Genomic DNA, 24438 nt, shown 5'->3' on the forward strand with positions numbered 1-24438 from the left:
AACCGACACCCAGGAGACGACCGCATGGCGCACGCCGCGCTGATCATCCACAGCGCACGGAAGGTCGACGCGGCCGGGACGGTGGAGGACCACTGGCTCCTCGCGCGGGACGGCGCGATCACGGCGACCGGCACCGGCACCGGCTGGCAGGCGCAGGCGGAGGGGGCGCAGCTGCACGACGCGCGGGGCCTCACCGCTGTCCCGGGCTTCCTCGACCTCCATGTGCACGGAGGGGGCGGTCACGGCTTCGACGGAGGAGCGGAGGCGATCCGCGCGGGCCTCGCGCTGCACCGCTCCCGCGGCACCACGCGCTCGCTGGTCAGCCTGGTCTCGGCGCCGCTGGAGCAGCTGGAGTCCTCTCTGGACGCGGTCTCGGCCCTCGCGGTCACCGACCCGCTCGTGCTCGGCGCGCACCTCGAGGGCCCGTTCCTCGCGCCCTCGCGCAGGGGAGCGCACGACCCCGCGGCTCTCGTGCACCCCTCCTCCGGCGCGGTCGGCCGGCTGCTGGACGCCGCCCGCGGACGCCTCGCGCAGATCACGCTCGCGCCCGAGCTGCCGGGAGCCCTCGCCGCGGTGGAGCGGCTCGCCGGCGCCGGCACGGTGGTCGCGGTGGGCCACACCGAGGCGGACGCCGACCAGGCGCGGGCAGCGTTCGACCGCGGAGCCCGGCTGGTCACGCACGCGTTCAACGCCATGCCCGGGATCGGCCACCGCTCCCCGGGCCCGATCCCGGTGGCCCTGGGAGACGAGCGGGTCGCGCTCGAGCTGATCCTCGACGGCCGGCACGTGGACGTCGAGGTGGTGCGGCTCGCGTTCGCGGCGGCTCCCGGGCGGATCGCGCTCGTCACCGACGCGATGGCGGCGGCCGGGGCGGGCGACGGAGCGCACCGCCTCGGCCCGCTCGACGTCGAGGTGCTCGGCGGAGTCGCCCGGCTCGCGGGCACCGCTGTGCTCGCCGGATCCACGCTCACGCAGGACGAGGCCCTGCGGCGCGCCGTCGGGCCCGGCCGGCTCGGGCTGGAGGCGTCCGTCGCCGCCCTCACCGCCGTTCCCGCCCGCGTGCTCGGCCGTGGCGACCTCGGCCTGCTGGCCCCCGGGTACCGCGCCGACGTCGTCCTGCTCGACGCGTCGCTCCGCGTGCAGCGGGTCTGGGCCGAGGGGCGCCTGTTCCCCGACTCCGCGGACGGCGCGTCGCGACCCCGGGTCAGGGCGTCGGCGTGACGGTCCAGGTCCCCTCGGTCTGGACGGCCATGACGCCGGGCAGGTCGGCCTCGAACACCTCGGAGAAGGCGACGGAGTCGCCGAACAGCTGCGGCTGATCGGAGGTCGTGAACACGCGGCCGGAGAACGAGTCGTCCGGACCCGCGGGCGTGTAGTCGACCGTCACGCGCGGGACGTCGTCGGAGAAGAAAAGGACGGCCGGGCCGGTGCCGGACTGCGCACCGCTCACCGTCGCGAGGTCGTTCCAGCTCTGCAGGCCGAGCGTCCACGGCCCGTCGGCTCGGACGATCACCTGCTGCTCGACGGGGTCGTCGCGGAAGATCCCGGTCAGGAACGACCCCGTCATCGGGGCGGCGGCCTCGCCGAAGGGCGTCATCCGGCCCGCGGCGGTGACGATCGCCGTGCCGGTGCAGGCCGAGCAGTCCAGGCTCAGGACGACCGCGAACTCGCCCTGCCGCTGGAACGACACGTCGGCCGGGCCGGTGCCCGAGACGGTGGCGGGGACTCCCTCGCCGACCGGCCCGGCGTCGACGACGGTTCCGACCGGCTCGGCGGTCGCCGGAGCGGAGGGGGTCGGGCTCGGAGTGATCAGGTCGGTGATGGCGGGTCTCGGCGTCCGCGAGGCGGGCGCGGACGCCGTGGCGCCCGCCTCGGCCCCGCCGCCGGCGGTGCACCCGCCCAGCAGCAGGAGCCCCGCCGCTGCCGTCGTCGCCACTGCTGCTGTCGTCCCCCGAGCCCTCATGCGTCCAGACTGCCAGGGCTGGTCCGGATCGTCGTCCCCGGAGGGAGTCAGAGGAGCAGGGCGCCGAGGCCCGCGGCGGCGAGGACGACGATCCACGGGGGCACGGTCCAGCGCGTCAGCGCCACGAAGGCGCCGATCGCGAGCGCCAGAGCGCCGGTCGAGCCGATGCCCTCGGTCAGCACCGGGTCGTAGAGGGCGCCGCCGAGCAGTCCCACCACGCCGGCGTTCACGCCGGCCAGCGCCCTCTGCGCGACCGGCAGGTGCCGCAGCCGCTGCCAGAACGGGAGCACGCCGACCACGAGCAGAGCGCCCGGCAGGAAGATCGCGACCAGCGCGATCGCCGCCCCCGCGACACCGTCCGGCGTCCCCGCGCCCACCGCGCCGAGGAACGCGGAGAAGGTGAAGAGCGGGCCGGGCACCGCCTGCGCCGCCCCGTATCCGGCCAGGAACTCGCTCTGCCCGACCGTGCCGGCGCCGACCGTCTGCGCCTCCAGCAGAGGCAGCACGACGTGGCCGCCCCCGAACACCAGAGCGCCCGCGCGGTAGAAGACGGAGGCGAGACCCGCCGCTCCCTCGCCCGTGAGAGCGACCAGCAGGGGGAGGCCGGCCAGGAGGAGTCCCCAGAGGGCGAGCGCCGAGACCGCGAGCGCCGTCGGGATCCGGACCGCGAAGCCCGGGCCGTCGTCTGGAGCCGCCTCCTCACGGCGGAGCCACAGGACGCCGGCCAGGCCCGCCGCCGCGATCACCGCCACTTGCAGCGCGGGCTCCGGGGCGAGGAGCACGGCGACGGCCGCCGCACCGGCGATCGTCGCGCGTCGGCGGTCCGGTGCGAGCGAGCGCGCCATCCCGAGCACGGCCTGTGCGACGACCGCGGCCGCCGCCGCCTGGAGGCCCAGGAGCCAGCCGGCGGAGGCGACATCGCCCGCCCCGGCGACGAGCCCGGCGACGAGGACCAGGGCGATCGCCGAGGGGAGCGTGAATCCGCACCACGCGGCGACCAGTCCGGCGAGTCCCGCGCGCTGCAGGCCGACCGCCATCCCGACCTGGCTGGACGCGGGTCCGGGGAGGAACTGGCACAGCGCGACGAGGTCGGCGTACGCGCGATCGGTCAGCCAGCCGCGGCGCACCACGAACTCCTCGCGGAAGTAGCCGAGGTGCGCGATCGGCCCGCCGAACGAGGTCAGCCCGAGGCGGAGGAACACGAGGAGCACGGGGAGGGCGCCGCCCCGCTGCAGCCGACCCGTCTCCGACACGGGGGCATCCTGCCAGACGGCGGTGTCCAGCACGCGTCGTGTCACCGGAAAAGGGACGATAAGCGGCCGGATAAGCGATTCCTCGCCCATTCTCCTCCGGTCGATAAAACGGTGGGTAGAAATACTGAACCCCTTCTCATCCCCTCTGTTAGCCTGATCCGGCTTCCCTTTCCTTCTCGAGGAGAAGGTGATCCGCATCAGTAGCGCGAGCGCTGCCGCTCGTTCACTGAACGCCTTCTCCTCCTCTTTCGATCGGTGTACCCGGAACGGTGACGATCGGAAAGGCTCTCTCTTCCGTGACTACTCAGGACACTGCCGTCGGCGACTCCGCCGACTCCTCCCGCACCGGCTCCCGATCGGGCGTCAAGGCCCTCTCCGCTCTCTCCCGCCGCACGATCCTCGCCGGATCCGTCGCCGGCGCGGGCGCGATCGCCTTCGCGACGCCGGCCCTCGCGGCCGGCGACCTCACCGCGGTGCCCCGACTGCCCGGCGAGGTCTCGCGCCTGTCCACCGCCACGTCGAAGACGGGCGGGAAGCGCTACGAGATCATCGACGTCGTCGTCGCGGGGGACCGGGCGCGCCTGTTCGTGCCGCACGCGACGCCTCCGTCGCAGACCAGGGGCGCATCGATGCTCTGGTACTACCACGCCCGCAACGGCACCCACACGGCGCTCTCGAGCGCCTTCGCGTACTCGGCCGACCTCGCCGTTGACCGCGGCATCGTCAGCATCTGCCCGACCTACGGCGGCAGCATTTGGTCGAGCCCGCGGGCGATCGAGATCCAGGCCGCTGTCGTCGCCTGGGCCTCGTCGGTGTGGCGGATCGACGCGAGCCTCCTGCGCTCCGACTCCGGGGGCGGGCCGCTTCTGACCTGGGCCTACGGGAAGCGGATGGTGCCGAACATCCGGGGCGCGTACCTCTGCAACAGCTCCTACGACATGGAGGAGCGGGCGGCGAGCGAACCGGACCGGATCGGCCCCGAGTACGCCGACGCCGCGGCCATCGCCGCCACCAACCCGGCGCGGCTGCCCGCGTCGGTGTGGCGCGGTGCGCGGCTGAGGATCACCGGATCGCCCGACGACAAGGTCGTGCCGTTCGCCCTGCACGGCGCCGCCCTGCACGCCGCGGCTCTGCCCCTGGCGAAGGAGGCGACGCTGCGCACCCACCCGGGGGAGGGCACCGACGGCCACAAGGTCCCGAGCTTCACGAACAAGGAGATGATCGACACCTTCCAGCGCTGGATCGCCGAGGGCCCCGTGCCGCAGACGGAGCCCGAGCCCGAGACGCCGCCCGTGTCCACGCTGCCCGGCGCGGGCACCTACGAGAACGGCGCCGCGCAGATCGTCACCACCGGCACCTGGACGACGCTGAAGGCCACCGCGGACAGCGGCGGGAGCATCGCCTACTCGACCAGCTCCGGCGCCTCCGCGACGCTCGCCTTCACCGGCACGAGCATCGCCTGGATCAGCCGACTCACGTCGTCCTCCGGGATCAACGACGTCGAGCTCGACGGTGTGAAGGTCGCCTCCGTCGACCGCTACAGCGCGTCCACCCGCTCGAAGCAGACGGTGTGGAGCAGCGGACAGCTCGCCGCCGGGCCGCACACGCTGACGATCCGCCGGGGGAGCGGCCGCAATCCGGCCTCGACCGGGACCAACCTGCTGCTCGACTCCTTCGTGGTCGGCGACGCGACGCCTCCGCCGGCGACGACGCTGCCCGGAGCGGGCACCTACGAGAACGGCGCCGCCCCGATCGTCACGACCGGCACCTGGTCGACGTTGAAGGCGAGCACGGACAGCGGCGGCAGCATCGCCTACTCGACCACCGCGGGCGCCTCCGCCACCCTCGCCTTCACGGGTACCAGCGTGAGCTGGATCAGCCGCCTCACCGGCTCGTCCGGCATCAACGAGGTCGAGCTCGACGGAGTCACGGTCGCGTCCGTCGACCGCTACAGCGCCGCGACGCGGTCGAAGCAGACGGTCTGGAGCAGCGGACAGCTCGCGCCCGGGCCGCACACGGTGACCATCCGCCGCGGGAGCGGCCGCAACCCGGCCTCGAGCGGCACCAACCTGATCCTCGACGCGTTCGTGGTCGGCGACGCCGCTCCGGTCCCCACGGTCACCGTGCCCACGCCGATCGCGGAGTGGTCCTTCGCCGAGAGCGCCGCCCCCTTCGCCTCGGCCGTCGCGGGCGCTCCGGCGCTCCGGCAGGGCGCGGGCTCCTCCGCCCGCGCCGTCGCCACGCCGTTCGGCACCGGAGTCGCCCTCAACGGGACGACGGACCACCTGGTCGTCCCCAAGGACGAGGTCGGCCCGCTCAACCTGGGCGCCTCGACCGGCCAGGTGACGATCGCGGTGTGGGTGCTCAACTCCGACGCGGACGGCGCCTGCATCGCGGGCGTCTGGGAGGAGTCGACGGTCGGGCCGCTGCGCTCCTATGCGCTGTTCAACAACCTCCCCGAGTACGGCGGCTGGGAGCGCGTGTGCATGCACGTCTCGAAGCTCGGCGGGCCGACGCCCGGCTACCCGTACTCGCGCGACTACTCGGTGGAGCCCCGCCGGATCACGCGCGGCGTGTGGCAGCTGCACGTCGGGACGTATGACGGCGCAGTCGCGGTCTCGTACCTCGACGGCGCCGCCACCGCGTACCCGGTGTACACCGACAAGCTCGGCGCGACCTACGCCAAGAACCCCTACGTCTACCCCGACGGCCTCAACTCGGCTCCGGGCGACTTCGTGGTCGGAGCGGTCGGCCGGGACGGCACGATGATCAACCGCTTCGCCGGCTCCCTCGCCCGACTGCGGGTGTGGGACCGGGCGCTGACCGCGGAGCAGGTGAAGCAGCTCTACTCGGCCGAGAAGGGCGCACTCGGCTGACGACCCGAGAGCGGTGACACGAGTCCGAGAAGCGGATGATCCGCTTCTCGGACAAGGCCGTGTGAGCAATAGCCGGTGTCCCTCTTTCGAGGATGGTTTTATCGGCTGAATTTGGATCTGCGGGCGGCCGCTCCACTGCTGCTCCGCCGTTCTCCGCCGCCTGTGTCCGCTGCGCGGGATTCCGCACTCACGCGGACGTGCGCTCCCGGAGGGGCGGACCGGGAATTCATCGCCCGGCGGCCGCGCAGCCCTGTCCCGGATCTCGGAGTGCGGCCCCGCGCCAGATGCGCGCCGGCGCGACCACCTCCCAGCCGAGGGTGAGGTAGAGGGCGCGGCCGTCCGTGCTGGCGACGAGGAGACCGCTCCGTGCACCCTCGGACCGGGCCCAGGCGGTGAGGGCGTCGACGACCCGCCGTCCCAGCCCGCGTCGGCGGAACCGCGCATCGGTCTCGATCCTGTCCAGGACCGCGACCGTCCCGTGCACGGCGGCGGTGCCCTGAGCGGCGACGACTCCGTCGACCAGCAGCCGGACGCTCGCCACTCCGTCGGCGGCCTCGAGCACGGCTCCCACGAGCAGGGCTCCCTCGGAGGTGCGGATCGGGCCGAGGGACGCCGCCATCAGGCTCTCGTCGCCCGACACGAGCTCCAGCCCGGCGGCGGGCGCGAGGCGGGCGTCGTCGCCCAGGCCGATGACCGTCATCCACTCCCGGGGCCCGGCCGTCTGCTCGGCGCCCGCCTGCAGCGCGGAGGGCGACGGATCGACCAGGATCCGCTCCCGCGTTCGCGACTCCGCTCCGACATCGACCAGCCAGGCCCCGTCCTCGCGGACGCGCTGCACGCCGCGTGCCGGCACCAGCCCTCGATCCAGTCGTCCACCCGCTCCGTCGTCGTGATCACGCCCCGAGAGTAGCCGCGACCGGACGGACGCGGTCGTGGAATGGGGCTCTCCCGGCGGCGGCCGTCGATCCACGCCAGGGCCCCCCTCGCCGCGGATCGCACCCCGCGCACCGCGATCCGCCGGGACCTCCCGTTGTCAACCTCAGTGCCACGGCGCCGTCCCCGGCCCTACCGTCGGCGCGAGACATCCGCTGCACCGCCGAGACCCTGACGGCCGTGCCGAGAGTGAGGGGCCGATCCGTTGCCCAGGCAGGAGGGCGACCCGCGGAGCACCACCCGAGTGCTGCGCGAGCTGGTCGCCGCGTTCGAGGATCCCGGGGCCGTGCACCCGGCGCTGGCCCGGCAGGTGCGGAGCACCGCCCGCGAGCTGCTCGGCGCGTCGGAGCGGGAACCGCTGCGCCTGCGCGTGCGGATGCCGACCCTGATGGTCCCGCGCTCGGTCGTGGTCGAGGTGCCCGATCCGCCCCCGGTGCCGCCCGCCGCGCTCTGACCCGACGGCGCTCGTACACTCGGACGATGCGACACGGCATCGTCATCCTCCCGCAGGACCCGTGGGCCGAGGCCCGCCGGAAGTGGCAGTCGGCCGAGGGCCTGGGCTTCGACCACGCGTGGACCTACGACCACCTCTCCTGGCGCTCCCTCGCCGACCAGCCGTGGCACGCGACCGTCCCCACCCTCACCGCTGCCGCGATGGTGACCGAGACGCTCCGCCTGGGCACGTTCGTGGCCTCCCCGAACTTCCGCCACCCGGTGCCGTTCGCGAAGGAGATCGCGACGCTGGACGAGATCTCGGGCGGTCGGACGATCCTCGGGGTCGGCTCGGGCGGCACGGGCTTCGACGCGCGCGTGCTCGGGCAGCCCGACTACTCGCCCCGGCAGCGGCACGAGCGCTTCACCGAGTTCGTCACGGCCCTTGACGCGCTGCTGCGCTTCGAGGAGCCCGGCTCGGGCGGAGTGGACCTCGAGGGGGAGTGGTTCACCGCCCGCTCGGCGCGGATGGTGGGCGAGCCCGTGCAGCGCCCCCGCGTCCCGTTCGTCCTCGCCGCGAACGGGCCGAAGGGCCTCGCGCTCGTCGCCGAGCGCGGGCAGGGCTGGGTCACGACCGGCCCGGAGGGAGTGTCGAGCGAGGAGTGGTGGCGGGCGGTCGCGTCCCTCTCCCGGCGGCTCGATGCGGCGCTCGAGGCGGCCGGGCGCGACCCGCGCACCGTCGAGCGCCACCTCTCGCTCGACTCCGGGGGCGACTACTCCCTCGAGAGCGTCGCCCGGTTCGAGGACATGGCCGGCCGGGCGGAGGAGCTCGGCTTCACGGACGTGATCGCGCACTGGCCGCGGCGCGACGGCGTCTACGCGGGCGACGACGAGGTCCTCTACGAGGTCGCCTCGCGATTCTGACCGGGCCTAGGGGCTCCGGAGCGGTCCTCAGACCGCGCGGGCGCTCCCGCGGTCGACGAGACGCGCGGGCAGGAGGCGGATCGACGGCTCCTCGCCGCGGGACGGCTGCTCGATCCGCTCGACGAGCGTGTCGACCAGGTGCGCGCCGAGCTCGGCGGCACCCGTCTCGACGTAGCTGTAGGGGAGCGAGAAGTCGCGGGCGAACTCGGCCGAGTACAGGCTCACGACGGACAGCTGCCCGGGCACGGCGACAGCGCGTCGGCCCAGGATCGCGGGAAGCATCGCGATGGTCCGGTCGCTGTGGACGACCAGCGCCGTGAGTCCGGGGTTGTCGTCGAGGAACGCCGTGATCATCGGCTCGACGGCGTCGGCGGCGGTGGCGGCCGGGCGCATCACCAGCTCGATCCCGAGCCGACCGGCGGTCTCGAGAGCCGACTCGCGGAACCGGAGCCCGTAGGTCCCTCCGCGGTCGAAGACGCGCTCAGGAGGGGTGACGAGACCGATGCTCCGATGCCCGAGGGCGCCCAGGTGCTCGATCAGCAGGCGGGCCGCGTCGCCGAAGTCGAGGTCGAAGACGTCCACCCCGGAGGGGTCCGCGGGCACGCCGAGGGCGGCACCGGGCCGCCGCGAGGCGCGCAGGACGGGCAGCCGGTCGTCGTCGTCCGCGACGCTCAGGAGGATCAGTCCGTCGACCTGGCCGGAGCGCGTGAGTCGGCGGACGGCAGCCGCCCCGTCGGCCTCGGTGGCCAGCAGCACGTCGTAGCCGAGCTCGCGGGCGCGGGCCGTGATGGGGAGCACGTACTCGACCATCGCGGGCGCGAACTCGTCCGGGTCGAAGTGGACGAGCAGGCCGAGCGCCATGGTGCGGCGCGTCGCGAGCGCCCGTGCTCCGGCGTTGACCGTGAAGTCGAGCTCGGCGATCGCGTCCTCGATGCGCTTGCGCGTCTCGGCGGAGATGCTGCGCTTGCCGGAGAGGACGTACGACACAGTGCTGCGAGAGACCCCTGCCGCTTTCGCGACGTCTCCGATCGTGGCCATCTCCACCCCCGCTCGAACCGTGTCGAGAGTGGCAGTGCGGCGCGGCGCACGCAACTCGGGCGCCGCGTCCCCGGAGCGAGGACCGGACGCTGCGGCTCCGGCGCTCTGCTCGTCCACGGCGCGGCCGTCCCCGTCGGGGAACGTCCGGTCCCGACCACACGCCGACGCGGCCGGGCGCACGAGGTGCCCGGCCGCGTCAGGGCGTTCTCGACGGATCAGCCGCAGCGCGCCGCACCGTAGGCCGGTGCCGTGGATCCGCTCGCCGCAGCGCCGTCGACCGTCCCCGCGATCCGCACGTCGAGAGCGCCGGCTCCGACGCTCGCAGCGCGGGTGCTGAAGGCGGCCGAGACCGTCTTGCCGGGAGCGACCCCGGTGAAGGTCTTCGTGCCCCAGGCCGAGCCGATCGTGACGTCAGCGGCGACCGCGCTGGTGTTGGTCGCCGTCCCCGTGATCGTGACCTTCCCCGCGGTGCAGCGCGAGGCCGCCGTGCCGCTCACCGTCAGGCCCGTGGTCCGCCCGACGAAGGGCGTGACCGAGATCCTGTCGATGTTGGGCGCGTACTGCGAGGTGAGCAGGACGCCGGGGAAGGTGTCGGAGAGGTAGGTCGTCCCGTCGAACCCCGGGAGCTCCTTCGAGGTGATCGCGATGGTGTTCGAGCCCTTCCTGAGCGTGACCGGCACGCTCAGGTCCCACAGCTGGTTCTGGTGGAACGTGTGCGGGAAGAGCACGCGCTGCGTCACTCCGTTGACCGTGATGTCCGCGTGGCGGGCGAGCGGGTCGGGGTTGTAGTGCGTCGCGGGGGACTGCTCCTCGTTGGAGTAGCGCAGCGTGAGCGCGTAGGTCCCGTCCTGCTCGGCCTTCACGTCGCCGAAGGTCAGGGTCGAGTCGCCGTCGCGTCCGCCGCCGATGTTCCCGACGGCCTTGCCGCCCGACGCGAAGGACAGGTCGCGGACCGTGGCGGGGCCGGTGATCGTGGCCGCCTCCGCCTCGTAGCTCGTCGTCGAGGGCGGGTTCGCGCTCGCTCCGACGACGATCCGATCGACGAGGAGCGTGCCGCTCGTGCCGACGACCTCGATCTTGTTCACGCCGCCCGAGAGGAAGACCTGGCGGGTCGAGCTCGCGCCCACCGGCCCGACCTTCACGTCGTTGACGTAGAGGTCGCCGGTGCCGCCGCCCAGGGTGTCCACCGTCACGGAGGACGGCGCGTCCTTCGCGGAGTAGCCCCAGACGGTGGTGGAGGCGCCGCTGGTGAGCGTCGCCGTGCCCGATCCGGAGACCCCGGCGCGGGAGTAGTCGGCCGTCGCGCCGTTCTCGAGCGTGCCGGTCTCGGCCTCGTGGATCGAGGTCGCGGCGGCCGCGCTGGGGAGGGAGAGCTCGATCTTGTCGACGATCGCGTCGCCCACGGTCGACTTCGTGCCGGCGAGGTTCTTCGCGGCGAGCGAGATCGTGTGGGTGCCGGCGGTCAGCTTCACCTTCGTGTCCGCGTGGTCCCAGACCACGAACTTGTAGGCCAGCGGAAGGAGGATCTCCTGCTCCGCAGCGCCGTCGACGCTCAGGAACGCGTTGATCGGACCCTGCTGGGCGTTGGCGGCGTAGGTGTTGAGGGAGTTGGCGAAGACGCTGAGGTCGTACTCGCCGTCCTTCGGGACGGTGACCGCGAAGTCGAGCTTCAGGTCACCGCCGGTGCGGATCCCGCCCACGTTGCGTCCGCCCGAGGTGTAGAAGCCGCCGACGTTGGTCGGCGAGCCCTCGGGTCCGTTGAGGTTCCGCGATCCGGTGTAGCGGGCGTCCTCGGCCTCGTACTTCTGGCGGAAGTCGACGGGCGAGGCGGACGGCGACGACGCGTTGGCGCCCGGGGTCAGGACGACTTCGTAGGCGGAGTCGATGTCGAGCGCGGGGAGGGATCCGCCGAAGTCCAGCGAGAGGGCGCCGTCCACGACGGACGCGTCGAACTCCTTGACCGTCTGCGGGGCTCCCGAGTCGCCGACCTGGCCGGTCCAGCGGATCTCGCTGACCTCCACGTGGACCTTCGAGCCGAAGGTGGCGGCCGGGATGCGCTCGAACGCGACCTTCTGCGAGCCGCCGACGCCTCCGAAGAGGGCTCTCGCCTGCTTGGCCGCGGTGTCGAGGGTCGCGACGCCCTGGAGGGTGTAGCTCTGGCCGGGCTTGGGCGGCGTGACCGCGACGGTGTCGCCGGTCATCGAGGCGTAGGCGTTGAGGAGCCACCACTGGCCGTTGGCGCGGTTGGCCTGCACCGCGGAGTCGGAGAGGTTGCCGTCGATGTTCCAGTAGGCGATGTCGCCGTCGACCTTCTTGTCCTCGAGCGCGCTGATCCACTGGACCATCTGGCCGGGCACGGAGGTGTGGTAGTTGAAGGCGTACTCGTTGAGGTTCACCGGCAGGTGCTTCCCGGCGTAGGACGTGCCCGCGTACAGCTCGTCCTCCCAGGCCCGGAAGCGGTCGACGTTGGTGCGGATCTCACCCGGGGCGCTCAGCTCGTGCCAGGTCATCACGTCGGGGACGGTGTCCTGCTCGAGCGTGTGGGTCATGAACCCGCGGACCTGGTCGTAGAGGACGCTGGTGTTCGGTCCGGCGATGCGGGCGTCGGGCATCCTGTCGCGGATCAGCGCGTAGGTGCTGTCCCAGGCCGCGAAGAACGCGGTCGGGTCCTCCAGCCAGCTCTTCCCGTCGTAGCTCCACTTCCCGTTGCCGAACATGTTGCCCTCGGGCTCGTTGAACGGCACGAACACGATGTTGTCCTGGTACTCCTCGGGGAGCGCGAGCACCTGGTCGACCTGCGTGGCGATCTTCGCCTGGTAGTCGGCCAGCTTCTCCTGGGGAGTGCTGCCCGGCCACTCGTAGGGGAAGCCGCGGTAGATGTCCGTCATGTAGATGTAGGTGTCGCCGTCCGAGGTGTCGGCGACGGCCTTCGCGACGCTGAGCGCGTCGGCGCCCGGATGCTGCGGCCCGTCCTGCGCCTTGGTCGAGACCGTGCGCAGGTCGATCCCCTCGAGGAGGTTGTCGGAGGGGAGGCCCTCGCCGTAGACCCCGTAGAGGGTGCCGGACGCGCCGCCCATGAACTCCCCGGTGCTCGTGCCGAGGTCGATGGTCATCTCGTCGAGTGCGCGCACCGTGACGGTCGCCGTGACCGCGGTGCCGAGGCCGGTGACGGTGCCCTTCACGGTGAAGGTGCCGCGCTTCGCGTACGCGGAGGCGGGGACGCTCTCCCAGGTGACCGGGGCGTCGCGGTTCACGCCGTCGGAGTAGGTGGCGGGGACCCCCGGCAGGGCCGGCGCGACGCCGATGCCGGTGGTGACCGCGACGCTCGTCGAGAGAACGCCGGTGACGGCCGGCGCGGCGTCCCCCGCCAGACCCCGGACCTGAGCGGCGGTCAGAGCCCGGTCGTAGACGCGGAAGTCGTCGATCGCTCCATCGAAGTAGGGGTGCACGTTCCAGAGCGCCCGGCCGATGTTGCCGCTCTTGGAGGCGGAGGCGGAGTAGAGCTGCTTCGCGAGATCGACGGAGGCGGGAGCCGTCGCGACCTGCAGACCGTTGAGGTACAGGGTCACGGTCGTGCCGTCCATCGTCGCGGTGACGTTGACCCACTGGTCCTTCTGCAGCGGCGAGGAGCTGGAGACACCGGTCTCGCCGCCGTCCTTCAGCTGCTTGATGATCGCGCGGGCGCTGCCGCCGTCGAACGACGGAGCGAAGGCCGACGCGGCGTCGGGGCTGATGCCCAGGCACCACAGCCACTGGAAGCCTCCGGTGCCGGACCACTTCGTCCAGGCGGAGACGGTGGTCTGCGTCACGCCCTGGAAGAGCCCGTTCGGCACGGTCAGGTACGGCGCGGAGGTCGAGTCCGCCGCGCCCCCGGGAAGGTCGATCGCGGTCGTACCGGCCTTCCGACCCGCGACGTACGTCGCTCTCGCGCTGTTGACGACGGTGCCGTCGAGCTTCTTCGACGAGAGGTCGGCGACCGTGGATCCGGACACCTGCCCCTGCTCGAAGTCGTACTGGAGGATGAGCGCGTCGGCGGGGACGGAGGTGTCGGCCGCGGAGGCGGACTCGGCGCTCGGGAGAGCGACGGCGAGGGCGGCGAGTGTCGCGGCACTCAGCGCGAGGGCGAGGGAGCGGGTGCCGCGCCTCGGGGAGGACATCGTTGTCACGCTGGTCACTTTCTGTGGGGACAGCCGGCCGGACGACGGCGGGCGTCGGTCCGAGGTCGGAGCAACAGTGCTTCGAACCGGTTCGACAAAACTAGGTTCCGCGCCTGCGACACGCAAGAGGACCTGAGAAGTTCCTCGTCCGGCTCGCAGGTGACGGCGGTCGCTCCGGGCTCTCGCCGGGACCCGTCAGCCCGCCGGAGCGGCCGTCGCCGCGACGCTCGACGGTGAGCGGACGGGCGCGCATCGCCGGGGAAGTGCTGCTGATCGGGATGCTCGCCGGATGCACGGCGGGTCCCTCCGCTCCCGTCGACGACCGGATCATCGTCGCCGCGGAGAACAGCTACCGGCACGCAGGAGGACGTCCTGGACGCGGTCGAGGGGAGCCGCCCGGACTGGCTGAGCCCCGACGGCGTCCTCCCGCGGTGACCCGCGGGACCGCGGCGGCCTGTGCCGCGTGCGGGAGGATGAGGGCATGACGCTCCCTCCGCCGACGCTCCTCTCCCCGCCGCTCCAGGACCGGCTGGCCCGGTGGTTCGACGAGAAGGCGCCGCCGGCCCCCTCGGTGAGCTGGGCCCTGTTCGACCGCAGCGGGCTCCTTGTCCACCACGGCCGCGGCGAGCACCGCCTCGACGGGGCCGCTCCCGGGCCCGGGACCGTGCACCGCATCGCCTCCATGTCGAAGAGCTTCGAGGCGGCGGCGGTGCTGATCCTGCGCGACCGCGGGCTGCTCCGCCTCGACGACCGCGTCGCCGACCACGTGCCGGAGTTCACCGACCCGCTCGACTCCGCGGGCCGACCGCTGCCCGTGACGGTCAGGATGCTCCTCAGCAACTGCTCGGGTCTCCCGGAGGACAACGGCTGGGCCGACGACGTCATGGCTCTGACGCGGGAGGAGTTCCTCGAGGTCGTCGGCCGCGGGCTGACCTTCACGGAGCGGCCGGGTGAGGTCTACCAGTACTCGAACATCGGCTTCTGGCTGCTCGGCGTGCTCGTCGAGAACGTGACCGGGGAGGACTTCCCGTCCTTCGCGACGCGGACGATCCTCGAGCCGCTCGGCCTCCACGACACCCGCTACGACAGCGGCGACTACCCCGACGGCACCGACCTGGCGGCCGGCTTCAGCACCTTCGACGACGGAGCGACCTGGGTGCCCCGCCCCGTGACCGGCACCGGAGCGGGCGCCTGCGCCGCGAGCATGTTCAGCACGGTCGGCGACATCGCCCGCTGGAGCGGCTGGCTCTCCTCCGCGTTCGAGGGCGAGGACGGCGCGGACGACGACCCGGTGCTGAGCCGTGCCTCCCGCCGCGAGATGCAGCGCGGCTGGACGCCGGTCCCCGCGCTGAGCCCTCGCGCCGTCGAGAGCACGCTCGACGGCTCCGCGTACGGGTTCGGCCTCGTCGTCGAGCACGACGTCCGCTTCGGCGGGATCGCCCACCACTCCGGCGGCCTGCCGGGCTGGTAGTCGAACATGCGGTGGCATCTGGAGTCGGGCCTGGGGGCCGTGGTCTTCGCGACCGCGAACGGGGCGAAGCTCGCCGCCGCCGCGACGGGACTCCTCCGCGCCGCCCTCGAGGACACCGCTCCTCCGGCGCGGACCATCACCCTCCTCCCGTGGACGCTCGCCGCGGCCGCCGCCGTCGAGGCCGCGATCGTCGCGGGAGACCTCACCCGGGCGGGGGAGCCGGGCAGCGGCGCCCTGTTCAGCCCAAACCTGCTGAGCGATGTGCCGGCCGACGTGCGCGCCCGCCGCCTCGCCACGGCGATCGCGGAGATCGGCGGGCTCGCCGAGGACCCGACCGCGAGGCCGCTGGTGGAGCGGCTGCTCTGGAGCGCCTCCGCGGCGCAGGCGGCCTTCCTCCTGCCGGGCCGCGACGGAGAGCTCGAGTGCCGGCTCGAGACCACGCCGACCGTCCCGGCCCTGATCCAGCGCCTCGAGATCGTCGTGCGCGAGGCTCCGACGGCTGCCCTCCCGGTCGTGCGCTTCTACCGCCCTCGGGCCGGCTAGCGGTCGAAGACGAGGCGCGGACGCGGCGGACCTCGACGCTCCCGCATCGAGAACGGCGGGCGGCCCGCGAGGGACCGCCCGCCGTCACGCTCCCGCGGTCAGCGGATCGTCGTGCTCGCCGTGTCCGCGTTGCTGCGGATGGACGGGTCGGGCGTCTTCGTCGAGAACGCCGCCGCCAGCGCGGTCGCCGTGCCCGAGACGGCCGCCCTCACCGTGATCTTCTCCGACACGGTCCGCCCGTCCGCCAGGCCGGCCCGCTGGAACCCCACGACGTTCCCGACCCTGGTGTACGAGCCTGTCGCCGAGACGAACTGCACACCCGCGGGCAGGACGACCTGCGAGAAGACCGACCCAGACGCAGCCGGACCGGCGTTCGTCGTGATGAGGGTGTAGGTGAGCGTCCTCCCCTTCACCGCCGAGGCCGGCCCGGAGAGGTCGACGCGCAGATCGGCCTTCGTCGCGACCTGCTTCGGCGAGACCGTCAGCGTGCTCGTCGCCCGAGCCGTGCCCGCCGAGTTCGCGGCCTGGATGCTGAAGGTGGTGGTCCCGGCCGTGGTCGGCGTCCCGGAGAGGCGCCCGGTCGCGTCGAGGGTGAGTCCGGCGGGCAGTGCGCCGGAGACCAGGGAGACCGATGGAGCGGGCGTGCCGCTCACCGCGTAGCGGAAGTCGTAGGCCGAGCCGACGACGCCGGCCGCGACCGTCCCGGAGAGGGTCGGCGCGACCGTCGGCGACGACACGGTGACGGTGCTGGTGGTCTCCGCGGAGGCGGTGCCGGCGCGGGCCGCCAGCGTGAACGTGAAGGTGCCTGGCGCGGACGGAGTCCCGGTCAGGCGCCCGGCCGGAGTCAGGGTGAGGCCGGACGGGAGCGCACCGGAGGAGACGGCCACCGACGGCGCGGGGAAGCCCGAGACGGTGTAGCCGAAGTCGTAGGGGGTGCCGACGACGCCCGGCCCGGGGGTACCGGAGATCCCCGGTGCAGCGGCGGCGGGGGAGACGACGACGGTGCTGGTGGTCTCCGCGCTCCCCGCAGCGCTCGAGGCCCGCAGGGTGAAGGTGGAGCGTCCGGCGGTCGTCGGCGTCCCGGTCAGGCCGCCACGATCATCGAGGCTCAGGCCGGCGGGGAGCGTTCCGGAGACGAGCGAGACCGTCGGCGCCGGTGTGCCCGTCACGCTGTAGTCGAAGTCGTACGGGGTGCCCACCGTCGCGGCGGGCGGGTCGCCGGCCAGGGTCGGCGCGACCGTCGTCTCCGCCACGGCGAACGTGTGCGGGGCCCCGACGGTGGCGCCGAAGGGGTTCCGCGCGGAGACGGCGAAGGTGGACGTGCCCGCGGTCGTCGGCGTGCCGGAGAGGACCCCGGACGCGCTGAGCAACAGGCCGTCGGGGAGGGAGCCGGAGGCGACCGCGAACGAGGCGGGGCGGTCGGCCGCGAAGGTGTACGAGGCGGCCGCTCCGAGCGGCCCGGACGCGGGAGGAGCATCCGCCGTCAGGACCGGACGCGGGCCCCGGGCGAGCACGTGATCGGGTCCGGCTGCGAGAGCCGTCGTGCCGGCGAGGCCGGCGGGGAACTGCAACTGCCCGGCCGAGCTCCGGCCCCAGCCGACGATCGTGCCGTCGCCCTTCAGCGCGAGGCTGTAGTCGGACGCGGCGGCGATCGCCACGACCCCGGACAGGCCTTCCGGCACCGTGGTCTGGCCGTAGTCGACGACGACCGAGTCGGAGCTCGCGCCCCAGGCGACGACGGTGCCGTCCTCCTTCAGCGCGAGGCTGTGGGTCTCTCCCGCCGCGACGGCCACCACGCCCTCGAGCCCCGCGGGGACGTCGGTCTGCCCGTAGAGGTCCCAGCCCCAGGCGATCACCCTCCCGCCGGACACGGCGAGGCTGTGGCGCTGGCCCGCGGCGATGGCCGTGACGCCTCCGAGGCCGGCCGGGACCAGGCCCTCGCCCAGCCCGTTGCTGCCCCACGACGTGACGGTGCCGTCGTTGCCGAGCGCGAGGCTGTTGTCGCGGGAGGACGAGATCGCGACGATCCCGGTCAGCGCGGCACTCCTCGAGACCTGCCCGTCGCCGTCGTAGCCCCAGGAGACGACGGTCCCGTCGCTCTTCAGCGCATGGCTGCTGTAGTCGCCGGCGGAGACCGCGACGACCCCCGTGAGACCGTCGGGGACGCTGGTCTGCCCGTACGACCCGCGGCCCCAGGCGACGACCCCGCCGTCGCCGTTCGCGGCGAGGCTGTGGGTCCGGCCCGCGGCGAGGGAGAGGACGCCCTCGACCCCGGCCGGGACCGTGGTCTTCCCGTCGGTGCTGCTTCCCCAGGCCGCCACCCCGAGGACCGGGGCGGACGGAGCGGCGACCGCCGCGAGAGGAACGGCGGTGCCGACGAGGAGCGCGACGGCCGCGGTCAGCCCGAGCAGACCCCGCCGGAGCCGCCGCGCCGCTCCTGGATCCCGCGGCTGCGACGTGCCGTCCTCGACGGCGGGCGGACGAGGGACGGTGCTGGAGCGCATGTGCTGCCTTCGATCGGGACGGCCCCCATCGGCCGTCCTCGAACCGTGGCACGGCCGTCCCGCCGCTGACAATGTCCTCTAGCGGCCCTGTCCGGAAGAGGGCGCCGCGGAGCTCCGCGGAGGGGACGTAGGCCCGGTCTCACTGCGGCCGAGCGCTCCCGCCGCGGGCCCGGGATGGTCGGCGCTCCCCGAGGGACGCCGTCGCGTCCTGACCGCTCAGCGGGGTCGGAACGGGGACCCCGACCCTCCCGCGTACGGAGCGTCCGCCTGGTCGAAGTCCCAGCGGCCCGCGGTGGACGGGCGGACGACGGGGGTCTTCGTCGGGGTCGGCGTCGCCGACGGCGCCGGCGCGGCGGCCAGCCCGGCGTGCCAGCGGAAGATCGCATCGATGCCGTCCTGGTTCACCCACGACGGTGCGTTGTGGCCGAGCGCGTGCGTCCGGACGGTCGCCTCCCTGGCCGTGGCCGTCGCCTTCTTCACGAGGGCGAGCCCGTGCAGTGCCGGCGGCACGCTCGGGTCCGGGTGGGCCGTGTCGGACACCACCGCGCGGATGTTCGCGCCGGCCCAGGCGGAGGCGGGCAGCCGCTTCGGGTTGTGGGAGTCGATCTGAGCGGTGCTGCCGCCGAAGGCACCGCCGATCGAGAAGCGGCCCCGCGTCGTGCGGTCGTGGGTGTCGCGGAGGTCGTAGACGCCGTTGACCAGGTAGACGCCGTTGATGCCGGGGAAGACCCGCGCGCCGTAGTCCTCGCAGGCGAGCGCACCGCCGGCCGACATCGCCCAGAGGTAGCTCGCGGCGATCGGGAACTGGCCGGAGAGGTAGGCGTAGCCGTTCCGCTGGTGCTTCTGCGCAGTGTCGTTGGTCCAGATCGTGCCGCCGAGCGTCTGGCAGATCGCGATGGCGCCCCGCTCGACGGCGAGCTCTGCCGGGTACGCGAAGACGCTGGACAGCGAGGTGTGGTCGGCCTGCGCGGAGTGGATGAACCAGATCACCGGTACCGCCGCGGCCTGCCGCGGCTTCACCGTCTGCGGCACGAAGATCCGCGCGAGGTCGCCCGCGATCGAGACCGTGAGGACGTCGTAGAGCACGCCGCGGTTCTTCGTCCTGACGTTGATCGTGCGGGTCCTCTCCCCGGGCAGGCCCGGCACGGGGGAGGCGGCGGCGGAGGCGGCCGGGAGCGTCGCCGCGCCCAGAGCGAGAGCACCCGTGAGGGCGCCGCCGACGACGGTGCGCCGCCGGAGGCCGGGAGTTCGAGAGGGGGGTCCTGCGGAATCGTCGGGGGACACGGGGGCTCCTCGTGCAGGGACCGCGGGCCGACGAGGTCGGCGGAGCGGTCCGGGTCGGCGGGGGGTGTGCCTGCAACGCTAGCCGGAGGACCGGCCGGACGACCCGTCGATGCGCGCCAGTCGCGGGACGGCGGAGGGACGACGCCGCACGGACGGAACGGTCGGCGGCTCGGCGACCGCATCGGCGGCGGATCGAGGCGCTCAGGAGGCGAAGGAGAGGCCCGTTCCTGATCGTCCGCCCCGCCGGTTCCGACCCTTTCGCCCCGTTCGGGAGCACTTCCCCGCACCGGTCCGGCCCCCCGGTGTGAAGGCTCCCAGGTTCCTCGCGCTCGTCGGCGGACCGGTGCCAGCGTGAAGGGACCGAGAAGCAGAAGGAGAAACGACCATGACTCTTCGACGAACTCTTGCCACCCTCGCCCTCACGGGCGCCATCGCCTCCGTCGGCGTCGTCGCTGTCGCGACGCCCGCCTCCGCGGCCGAGGTCGCGAACGGACAGTACGTGAACGCCGGGAACTACGCGTGCGGAGCCCAGGAGGTGGCCACCGGCGCCACCCTCGGACCCGAGGGCGTCCTGCGCCAGCGCGCTCTCGTCTTCCGCAACTGCGGGTCGAGCACGGTCGAGCGCAAGGCCGACATCATCGCCGACTTCGACGGCAGCTGCTACTCCGTGGCGCCGGGCAAGGCCCGAGTCCTCGACGCGCTGTTCGTGGCGGCGGGACGCAACACCTACCGCGCGTCCAAGGCCTGCTGAGGTCGCGTGCTCCGCCGGAGGGGCGGGTCGGGGACATCCCCGGCCCGCCCCTCCGGCTGTCCGGAACGACCACGCCGTCCGAGCCGTCCTCCCGCCGACCCGCCCGCGGATCACTCCAGCACAGGCCCCAGCTCCGCCAGGACCTCCGCGACCCGGGCCCGCGCCCGTGCATCCAGCCCGCGGACCGGACGCGGGAGGCAGCGCGCCTCGGCGAGACCGAGCTGCTCCGCCATCGCCGCGACCACGCGGTAGCTGCCGCCGTGCTCCGCGAAGAGGTCCCAGACGGGCTGCAGGCGCGCCGATCCCGCGATCGCCGCCGCCTCGTCGCCCGACTGCGCCGCCCGGGCGATCGACAGCGCCGTCCGCGGGAAGAGGCCGCCGATCACCGAGTACCAGGCGTCGCAGCCGCCGAGCAGCCCGCGCGCACCCGCGGCGTCCCCCGAGACCCCGACAGTGACCCCCTCCGGCACCCGCGCCCAGATCTCGCGGACGCGCGCCGCCGCGGCGCCCGGTCCCTCCGGCACGCCGGGGATCTTGAGGGAGGCGACCTGCGGCAGCCGGGCGACGGCCCCGTAGAGGTCGTCGGAGAAGGAGAAGCGCGTCGTCCCGGGGTTGTCGTACACGACGAGCGGCACCGAGAGCTGAGCCGTCACGTCCTCGTAGAGCCCGAGCACGTCTTCGTCCGTCAGCGGCTGGTAGCCGAGCGGCGCCAGGAGCACCGCGCTCGCCCCGGCGCTCTGCGCGTCCTCGGCGAGCGCCAGCACCTGCGAGGTGCGCAGCGCCCCGATCCCGACCACGACCGGCACCGGGCCGGCGCTGCGGACGGCGATCTCGGCGGCGCGCCGGCGCTCGCCGCGGTCCAGGTACGGAGCCGAGCCGGTCGAGCCCAGGGCGCCGATCGAGTCGACTCCCGCCCGCGCGAGCCGCTCGACGAGAGCGGCGAACGACCGCTCGTCGATGCTGTCGTCGCGGAGCGGAGTGAGGGGGAAGGCGCTGAGTCCGGTGAGCACGTCGGTCCGTTCGCTGGGGGCGGGAGGGGCCCGGCCAGTCTCCCCGGCGGCAGGGGCCCGGTCGAGGCCAGAACCGCCGGGGGCCGGGGGACCAGCCGTCACTCCGCGTCGAGCACCACTCGGGAGTGGAGTCCGAGCCGGTCGAGGAACGCCTCGTCGTGGCTGACGACGACCAGGCCGCCCCGCCAGACGGCGAGAACGTCGACGAGGTGGTCGGTCGTGGCGAGATCGAGATCGTTCGTCGGCTCGTCGAGCACGAGCAGCTGCGGAGCGGGCTGGGCCAGCACGAGCCCGGCGAGCGCGACGCGGAACCGCTCGCCCCCCGAGAGCGACGCGATCCTCCGATCGACCACGTCGCCGCGCACCAGGAGCCGCGCGAGGGCGTTCCGCAGCTCGACCGCCGGACGATCCGGCGCGGCCCGGGAGACGTGCTCCCGCACGGTGGCCTCCTCGTCGAGGAGTCCCTCGCGGCGCTGGGGGAGCCAGCCGACCCGCTCCGTCAGCGCTCGGGCCGTGGTGCCGGCGAGCGGATGCTCCCGCGCACCCGGCGCCCCGACGAGGTGCTCGAGCAGGGTCGTCTTCCCCGTCCCGTTCGCGCCGACCACGGCGATCCGCTCCGGCCCCTGGAGCACCGTCGTCCGGCCGCGCACCGTCACCTCCGCCAGCCGGCGCCCGGCCGCGACCCCGGGGTCCGGCAGGTCGAGGCGGACCCGGTCGTCGTCCCGGACTGCTCGCGACGCTGCGTCGACCTGCTCGCGCGCCCGCGCCTCCGCGGCCCCGTGCCCGGAGCGCAGCCGTCCCGCGGTCGCCTCGGCTCGTCCTCTCCTCGCGTTCGCGAGGATCGCGGGCATCGACTCCGCCGATCGCGCCCCCGCCCGCGCGCGGCGGGCGATGGTCGTCTCGGCCTCGATGCGCTGCCGCCGCTCGGCGCGGAGAAGCCGGTCGGCGTCGCGCAGATCGCGCTCCGCGGCCGCCTGCTCGAGGGCGAGCCGCTCCTCGAACGCCGAGAACGTCCCGCCGGAGGTGCGGACCGCCCCGTCGCGCAGCTCCGCGATCTCGTCGACGTGCTCGAGCAGCTCCCGGTCGTGGCTGACGAGCACGAGCGTCCCGCGCCACCGGTCGACCAGGTCGAGCAGAAGCCCTCGGGAGCGCCGGTCGAGGTCGTTCGTCGGCTCGTCGAGCACGGCGATCGGCCGGCCGCGCAGCCGGACGCCGGTCACGGCCGTGAGGACGGCCTGCCCTCCGGAGAGGGTCGCGACCGGCCGCAGCAGGTCCGCCTCCTCCAGGTCGAGACCGGCGTCGCCGAGTGCGGCGAGCGCCCGGGCCTCGAGGTCCCAGTCGTCCGCGAGCACCTCGAAGTGCCGCGGATCCGCGTCGCCGCGGAGGATCGCGTGCAGAGCGTCCAGGCGCTGCCGGATCCCGAGGAGATCGGCGACGGTGTCGTCGGGCCCTCGCCGGAGGCGCTGGGGCAGCAGGTCGACGGGTCCCGTCGTCGAGACGCTCCCGGCGGTGGGGGAGAGGCCGCCGGTGACGAGGCGGACGAGGGTCGACTTGCCGGCGCCGTTCGCGCCGACGAGACCGGTGCGCCCGCGTCCGAACGCAGCGGTGACGCGGTCGAGGACGACGGAGCCGTCGGGCCAGGCGAACGTGCAGTCGTGGAGGACGACGGCGGGCGGGGTGGTGCGGGACGAGGAGGGCACGGTGCTCCAGTGGTCGGTGTCGGCGCACGACGACCACCGGGCTCCGAGGGAGCAGGGCCTCGCCCCTGAGGGGCGGGCACGGGGGACGTCAGTGCGAGAGCAGCTGCTGCGTCGTGGACGCAGTACCGGTGCTGGAGCGCAGGAGTCCGTCTTCCGTGCGGGGGGCCCCCGTGACCGCGAGCCGCTGGATCGGCCGGTGTGGCGGCCGCACCGACGTCGCGGCTCGCGACGAGGTACCCGACGACCGTACGTGCCCGTCGATACACGCGCAACCGTGACCGACTGCTCGTCCGCGGCCTGCGTCCGTCGGCGCCGTCGCGCGGCTCGCGGCGGACGGCTCTCCACCCACGGCGGGACGGCCGGACCGCCCTGGTATGCACGCTGCTGCCCACCGGTCGAGGGAGTCGCCGGCGGGCCCTCCCGTCGCCGGGCCCTCACTACGCTGAGCCCATGGTGACCATTCGCGACGTCGCGGCCGATGCGGGGGTGGCCCGCAGCACGGTGTCCTACGTGCTCTCCGGCAACAAGAAGCTCCCGGAGGCGACCCGCCTGCGCGTGCTCGCGAGCGTGGAGCGGCTCGGCTACCGGCCCGACCCGATGGCGCGGGCCCTGGCGCTGCGGCGCACGAACATCCTCGGCTTCTTCGCCTCCGTCGATCCGGAGTCGCGGCAGACCGATGTCGACGTCTTCATGCGCTTCGTGCGGGCGGCGATGTACGCGGCCCGCGCCCGCGGCTTCGACCTGCTGATGATGGGCACGGGCGAGGGGGAGCTCGCGCGCGACGTCCTCGCCGATGCGCTCGTCGTGATGGACATCCGCCGGGACGACCCCCGGCTGCCGGTCCTCGCGAGCATCGGCCTGCCGACCGCGCTGGTCGGCTACCCGGGCGAGGGCAGCCCGTTCAGCGCGATCGACCTCGACTTCGACGGCGCGGCGCGGGTCGCCGTCGACCACCTCGCCGACCTCGGGCACGTCGAGATCGCGGTCCTCGGGATGGGCCCCGACGCCTACGAGAGCGGCTACGCCTTCGCCCTGCGGTTCCGCGAGGGCTTCCTCGACCAGTGCCGCCTGCGCGGCGTGCGGGGCGCCGTCATCCCCAGCACCGACGACGTCGACGACTGGTTCGAGCAGGCGCAGGAGCAGCTCCCCGGCCTGAGCGCCGTGGTCACTCACGGGCCGGGCGTGCTCGAGCCGTTCCTGCAGCGCCTCAGTGGCCTGGGCCTGCGCGTCCCGGAGGACTGCTCGATCATGACCATCGCCCCGGAGGCGGTGATGCGGCACGCCGACCAGCCGGTCACCGTGGTGGACCTGCCCGGCGACGAGATGGTCTCGCGGGCGGTCGACCTGGTGCTCGACGAGCTCGCCGGCACCGCGACTCCGGGAGTGACGGAGCTGCTGCCCGCGGTGGTCGTGGACCTCGGCACCACCGCGCCCTTCTCGCCGGGCACCAGCCGGGGCGTCGTCCCCTCGTGGCGGCGGGCGCGCGGCTGACGTCGCCGGGTCGTCCGGAGCGTTCCCCGGGCGATCGGTGAACCGGTTCTCCGAAATCTATTGAACCGGTTCTCCGACTCGGTTAGGCTCGCCACGACTTCCGGACGG

Annotated in this window: 17 protein-coding genes; 8 read left to right on the forward strand and 9 right to left on the reverse strand. The window is 73.8% G+C overall.

Annotation, left to right across the window (positions count from 1 at the left end; translation table 11 throughout):
* Positions 1-24 precede the first annotated feature (24 nt).
* The gene (locus C5C69_RS06115; protein WP_104257527.1) at positions 25-1221 is read left to right on the forward strand and encodes an N-acetylglucosamine-6-phosphate deacetylase; all 1197 of its coding nucleotides are present in this window, start codon (positions 25-27) and stop codon (positions 1219-1221) included.
* On the opposite strand, the gene C5C69_RS06120 is transcribed toward C5C69_RS06115, so the two are convergent.
* Together C5C69_RS06120 and chrA are read right to left on the reverse strand one after the other, a co-directional pair.
* Entirely contained in the window at positions 1205-1963 is a 759-nt protein-coding gene (locus C5C69_RS06120) for a hypothetical protein (RefSeq protein ID WP_146076890.1), read from the reverse strand. The two genes, C5C69_RS06115 and C5C69_RS06120, sit on opposite strands and share 17 nt — an antisense overlap.
* Before the next feature lie 47 nt (positions 1964-2010).
* Positions 2011-3216, reverse strand: a complete 1206-nt coding sequence (gene chrA, locus C5C69_RS06125; protein ID WP_258065142.1) for a chromate efflux transporter — start codon at positions 3214-3216, stop codon at positions 2011-2013.
* A gap of 296 nt (positions 3217-3512) precedes the next feature.
* On the opposite strand from chrA, the gene C5C69_RS06130 reads away from it, so the two are divergent.
* Positions 3513-6092 (forward strand): LamG-like jellyroll fold domain-containing protein, encoded by a 2580-nt coding sequence (locus C5C69_RS06130; protein WP_104257529.1) that lies wholly within the window; start codon positions 3513-3515, stop codon positions 6090-6092.
* Positions 6093-6318: 226 nt separating this feature from the next.
* On the opposite strand, the gene C5C69_RS06135 is transcribed toward C5C69_RS06130, so the two are convergent.
* Complete coding sequence (locus C5C69_RS06135; RefSeq protein ID WP_219812345.1) at positions 6319-6945, reverse strand: GNAT family N-acetyltransferase; 627 nt, start codon at positions 6943-6945, stop codon at positions 6319-6321.
* Between the two features lie 285 nt (positions 6946-7230).
* On the opposite strand from C5C69_RS06135, the gene C5C69_RS06140 reads away from it, so the two are divergent.
* Both C5C69_RS06140 and C5C69_RS06145 read left to right on the forward strand, forming a co-directional pair.
* Positions 7231-7479 (forward strand): hypothetical protein, encoded by a 249-nt coding sequence (locus tag C5C69_RS06140; RefSeq protein WP_146083602.1) that lies wholly within the window; start codon positions 7231-7233, stop codon positions 7477-7479.
* Positions 7480-7505: 26 nt separating this feature from the next.
* On the forward strand, positions 7506-8381 hold the full coding sequence (locus C5C69_RS06145) for an LLM class flavin-dependent oxidoreductase (RefSeq protein ID WP_104257531.1): 876 nt from the start codon (positions 7506-7508) through the stop codon (positions 8379-8381).
* Positions 8382-8408: 27 nt separating this feature from the next.
* Here C5C69_RS06145 and C5C69_RS06150 read toward each other — a convergent pair whose 3' ends face one another.
* Both C5C69_RS06150 and C5C69_RS06155 read right to left on the reverse strand, forming a co-directional pair.
* Entirely contained in the window at positions 8409-9419 is a 1011-nt protein-coding gene (locus C5C69_RS06150) for a LacI family DNA-binding transcriptional regulator (protein WP_104257563.1), read from the reverse strand.
* A gap of 215 nt (positions 9420-9634) precedes the next feature.
* Positions 9635-13576 carry a LamG-like jellyroll fold domain-containing protein gene (locus tag C5C69_RS06155; RefSeq protein WP_104257532.1) on the reverse strand — a complete coding sequence of 1314 codons (3942 nt, stop codon included), beginning with the start codon at positions 13574-13576 and terminating at the stop codon, positions 9635-9637.
* 481 nt (positions 13577-14057) lie between these two features.
* On the opposite strand from C5C69_RS06155, the gene C5C69_RS06160 reads away from it, so the two are divergent.
* Both C5C69_RS06160 and C5C69_RS06165 read left to right on the forward strand, forming a co-directional pair.
* Positions 14058-15047, forward strand: coding sequence for a serine hydrolase (locus C5C69_RS06160; protein ID WP_104257533.1), 990 nt, complete (start codon positions 14058-14060; stop codon positions 15045-15047).
* Positions 15048-15053: 6 nt separating this feature from the next.
* Positions 15054-15590, forward strand: a complete 537-nt coding sequence (locus tag C5C69_RS06165; protein WP_146083603.1) for a hypothetical protein — start codon at positions 15054-15056, stop codon at positions 15588-15590.
* Positions 15591-15688: 98 nt separating this feature from the next.
* Here the strand turns inward: C5C69_RS06165 and C5C69_RS06170 are convergent, their stop codons facing one another.
* Positions 15689-18094 (reverse strand): putative Ig domain-containing protein, encoded by a 2406-nt coding sequence (locus tag C5C69_RS06170; RefSeq protein WP_104257535.1) that lies wholly within the window; start codon positions 18092-18094, stop codon positions 15689-15691.
* 216 nt (positions 18095-18310) lie between these two features.
* Positions 18311-19378, reverse strand: coding sequence for a hypothetical protein (locus C5C69_RS06175; RefSeq protein ID WP_104257536.1), 1068 nt, complete (start codon positions 19376-19378; stop codon positions 18311-18313).
* Between the two features lie 385 nt (positions 19379-19763).
* Between C5C69_RS06175 and C5C69_RS06180 the strand changes: the two genes are divergently transcribed.
* Positions 19764-20129: a hypothetical protein gene (locus C5C69_RS06180; RefSeq protein ID WP_104232590.1), complete on the forward strand. Its 366-nt coding sequence runs from the start codon at positions 19764-19766 to the stop codon at positions 20127-20129.
* Positions 20130-20239: 110 nt separating this feature from the next.
* Here C5C69_RS06180 and C5C69_RS06185 read toward each other — a convergent pair whose 3' ends face one another.
* Positions 20240-21139: a dihydrodipicolinate synthase family protein gene (locus C5C69_RS06185; RefSeq protein WP_104257537.1), complete on the reverse strand. Its 900-nt coding sequence runs from the start codon at positions 21137-21139 to the stop codon at positions 20240-20242.
* A gap of 98 nt (positions 21140-21237) precedes the next feature.
* A complete protein-coding gene (locus tag C5C69_RS06190; protein WP_104257538.1) occupies positions 21238-22839 on the reverse strand; it encodes an ABC-F family ATP-binding cassette domain-containing protein in 1602 nt (533 codons plus the stop codon).
* 450 nt (positions 22840-23289) lie between these two features.
* Here C5C69_RS06190 and C5C69_RS06195 point away from each other — a divergent pair, with 450 nt between their 5' ends.
* Positions 23290-24330, forward strand: a complete 1041-nt coding sequence (locus C5C69_RS06195; protein ID WP_104222050.1) for a LacI family DNA-binding transcriptional regulator — start codon at positions 23290-23292, stop codon at positions 24328-24330.
* Positions 24331-24438: the final 108 nt, after the last annotated feature.

Source organism: Rathayibacter sp. AY1C7 (assembly GCF_002931865.1).
Lineage (GTDB): Bacteria > Actinomycetota > Actinomycetes > Actinomycetales > Microbacteriaceae > Rathayibacter.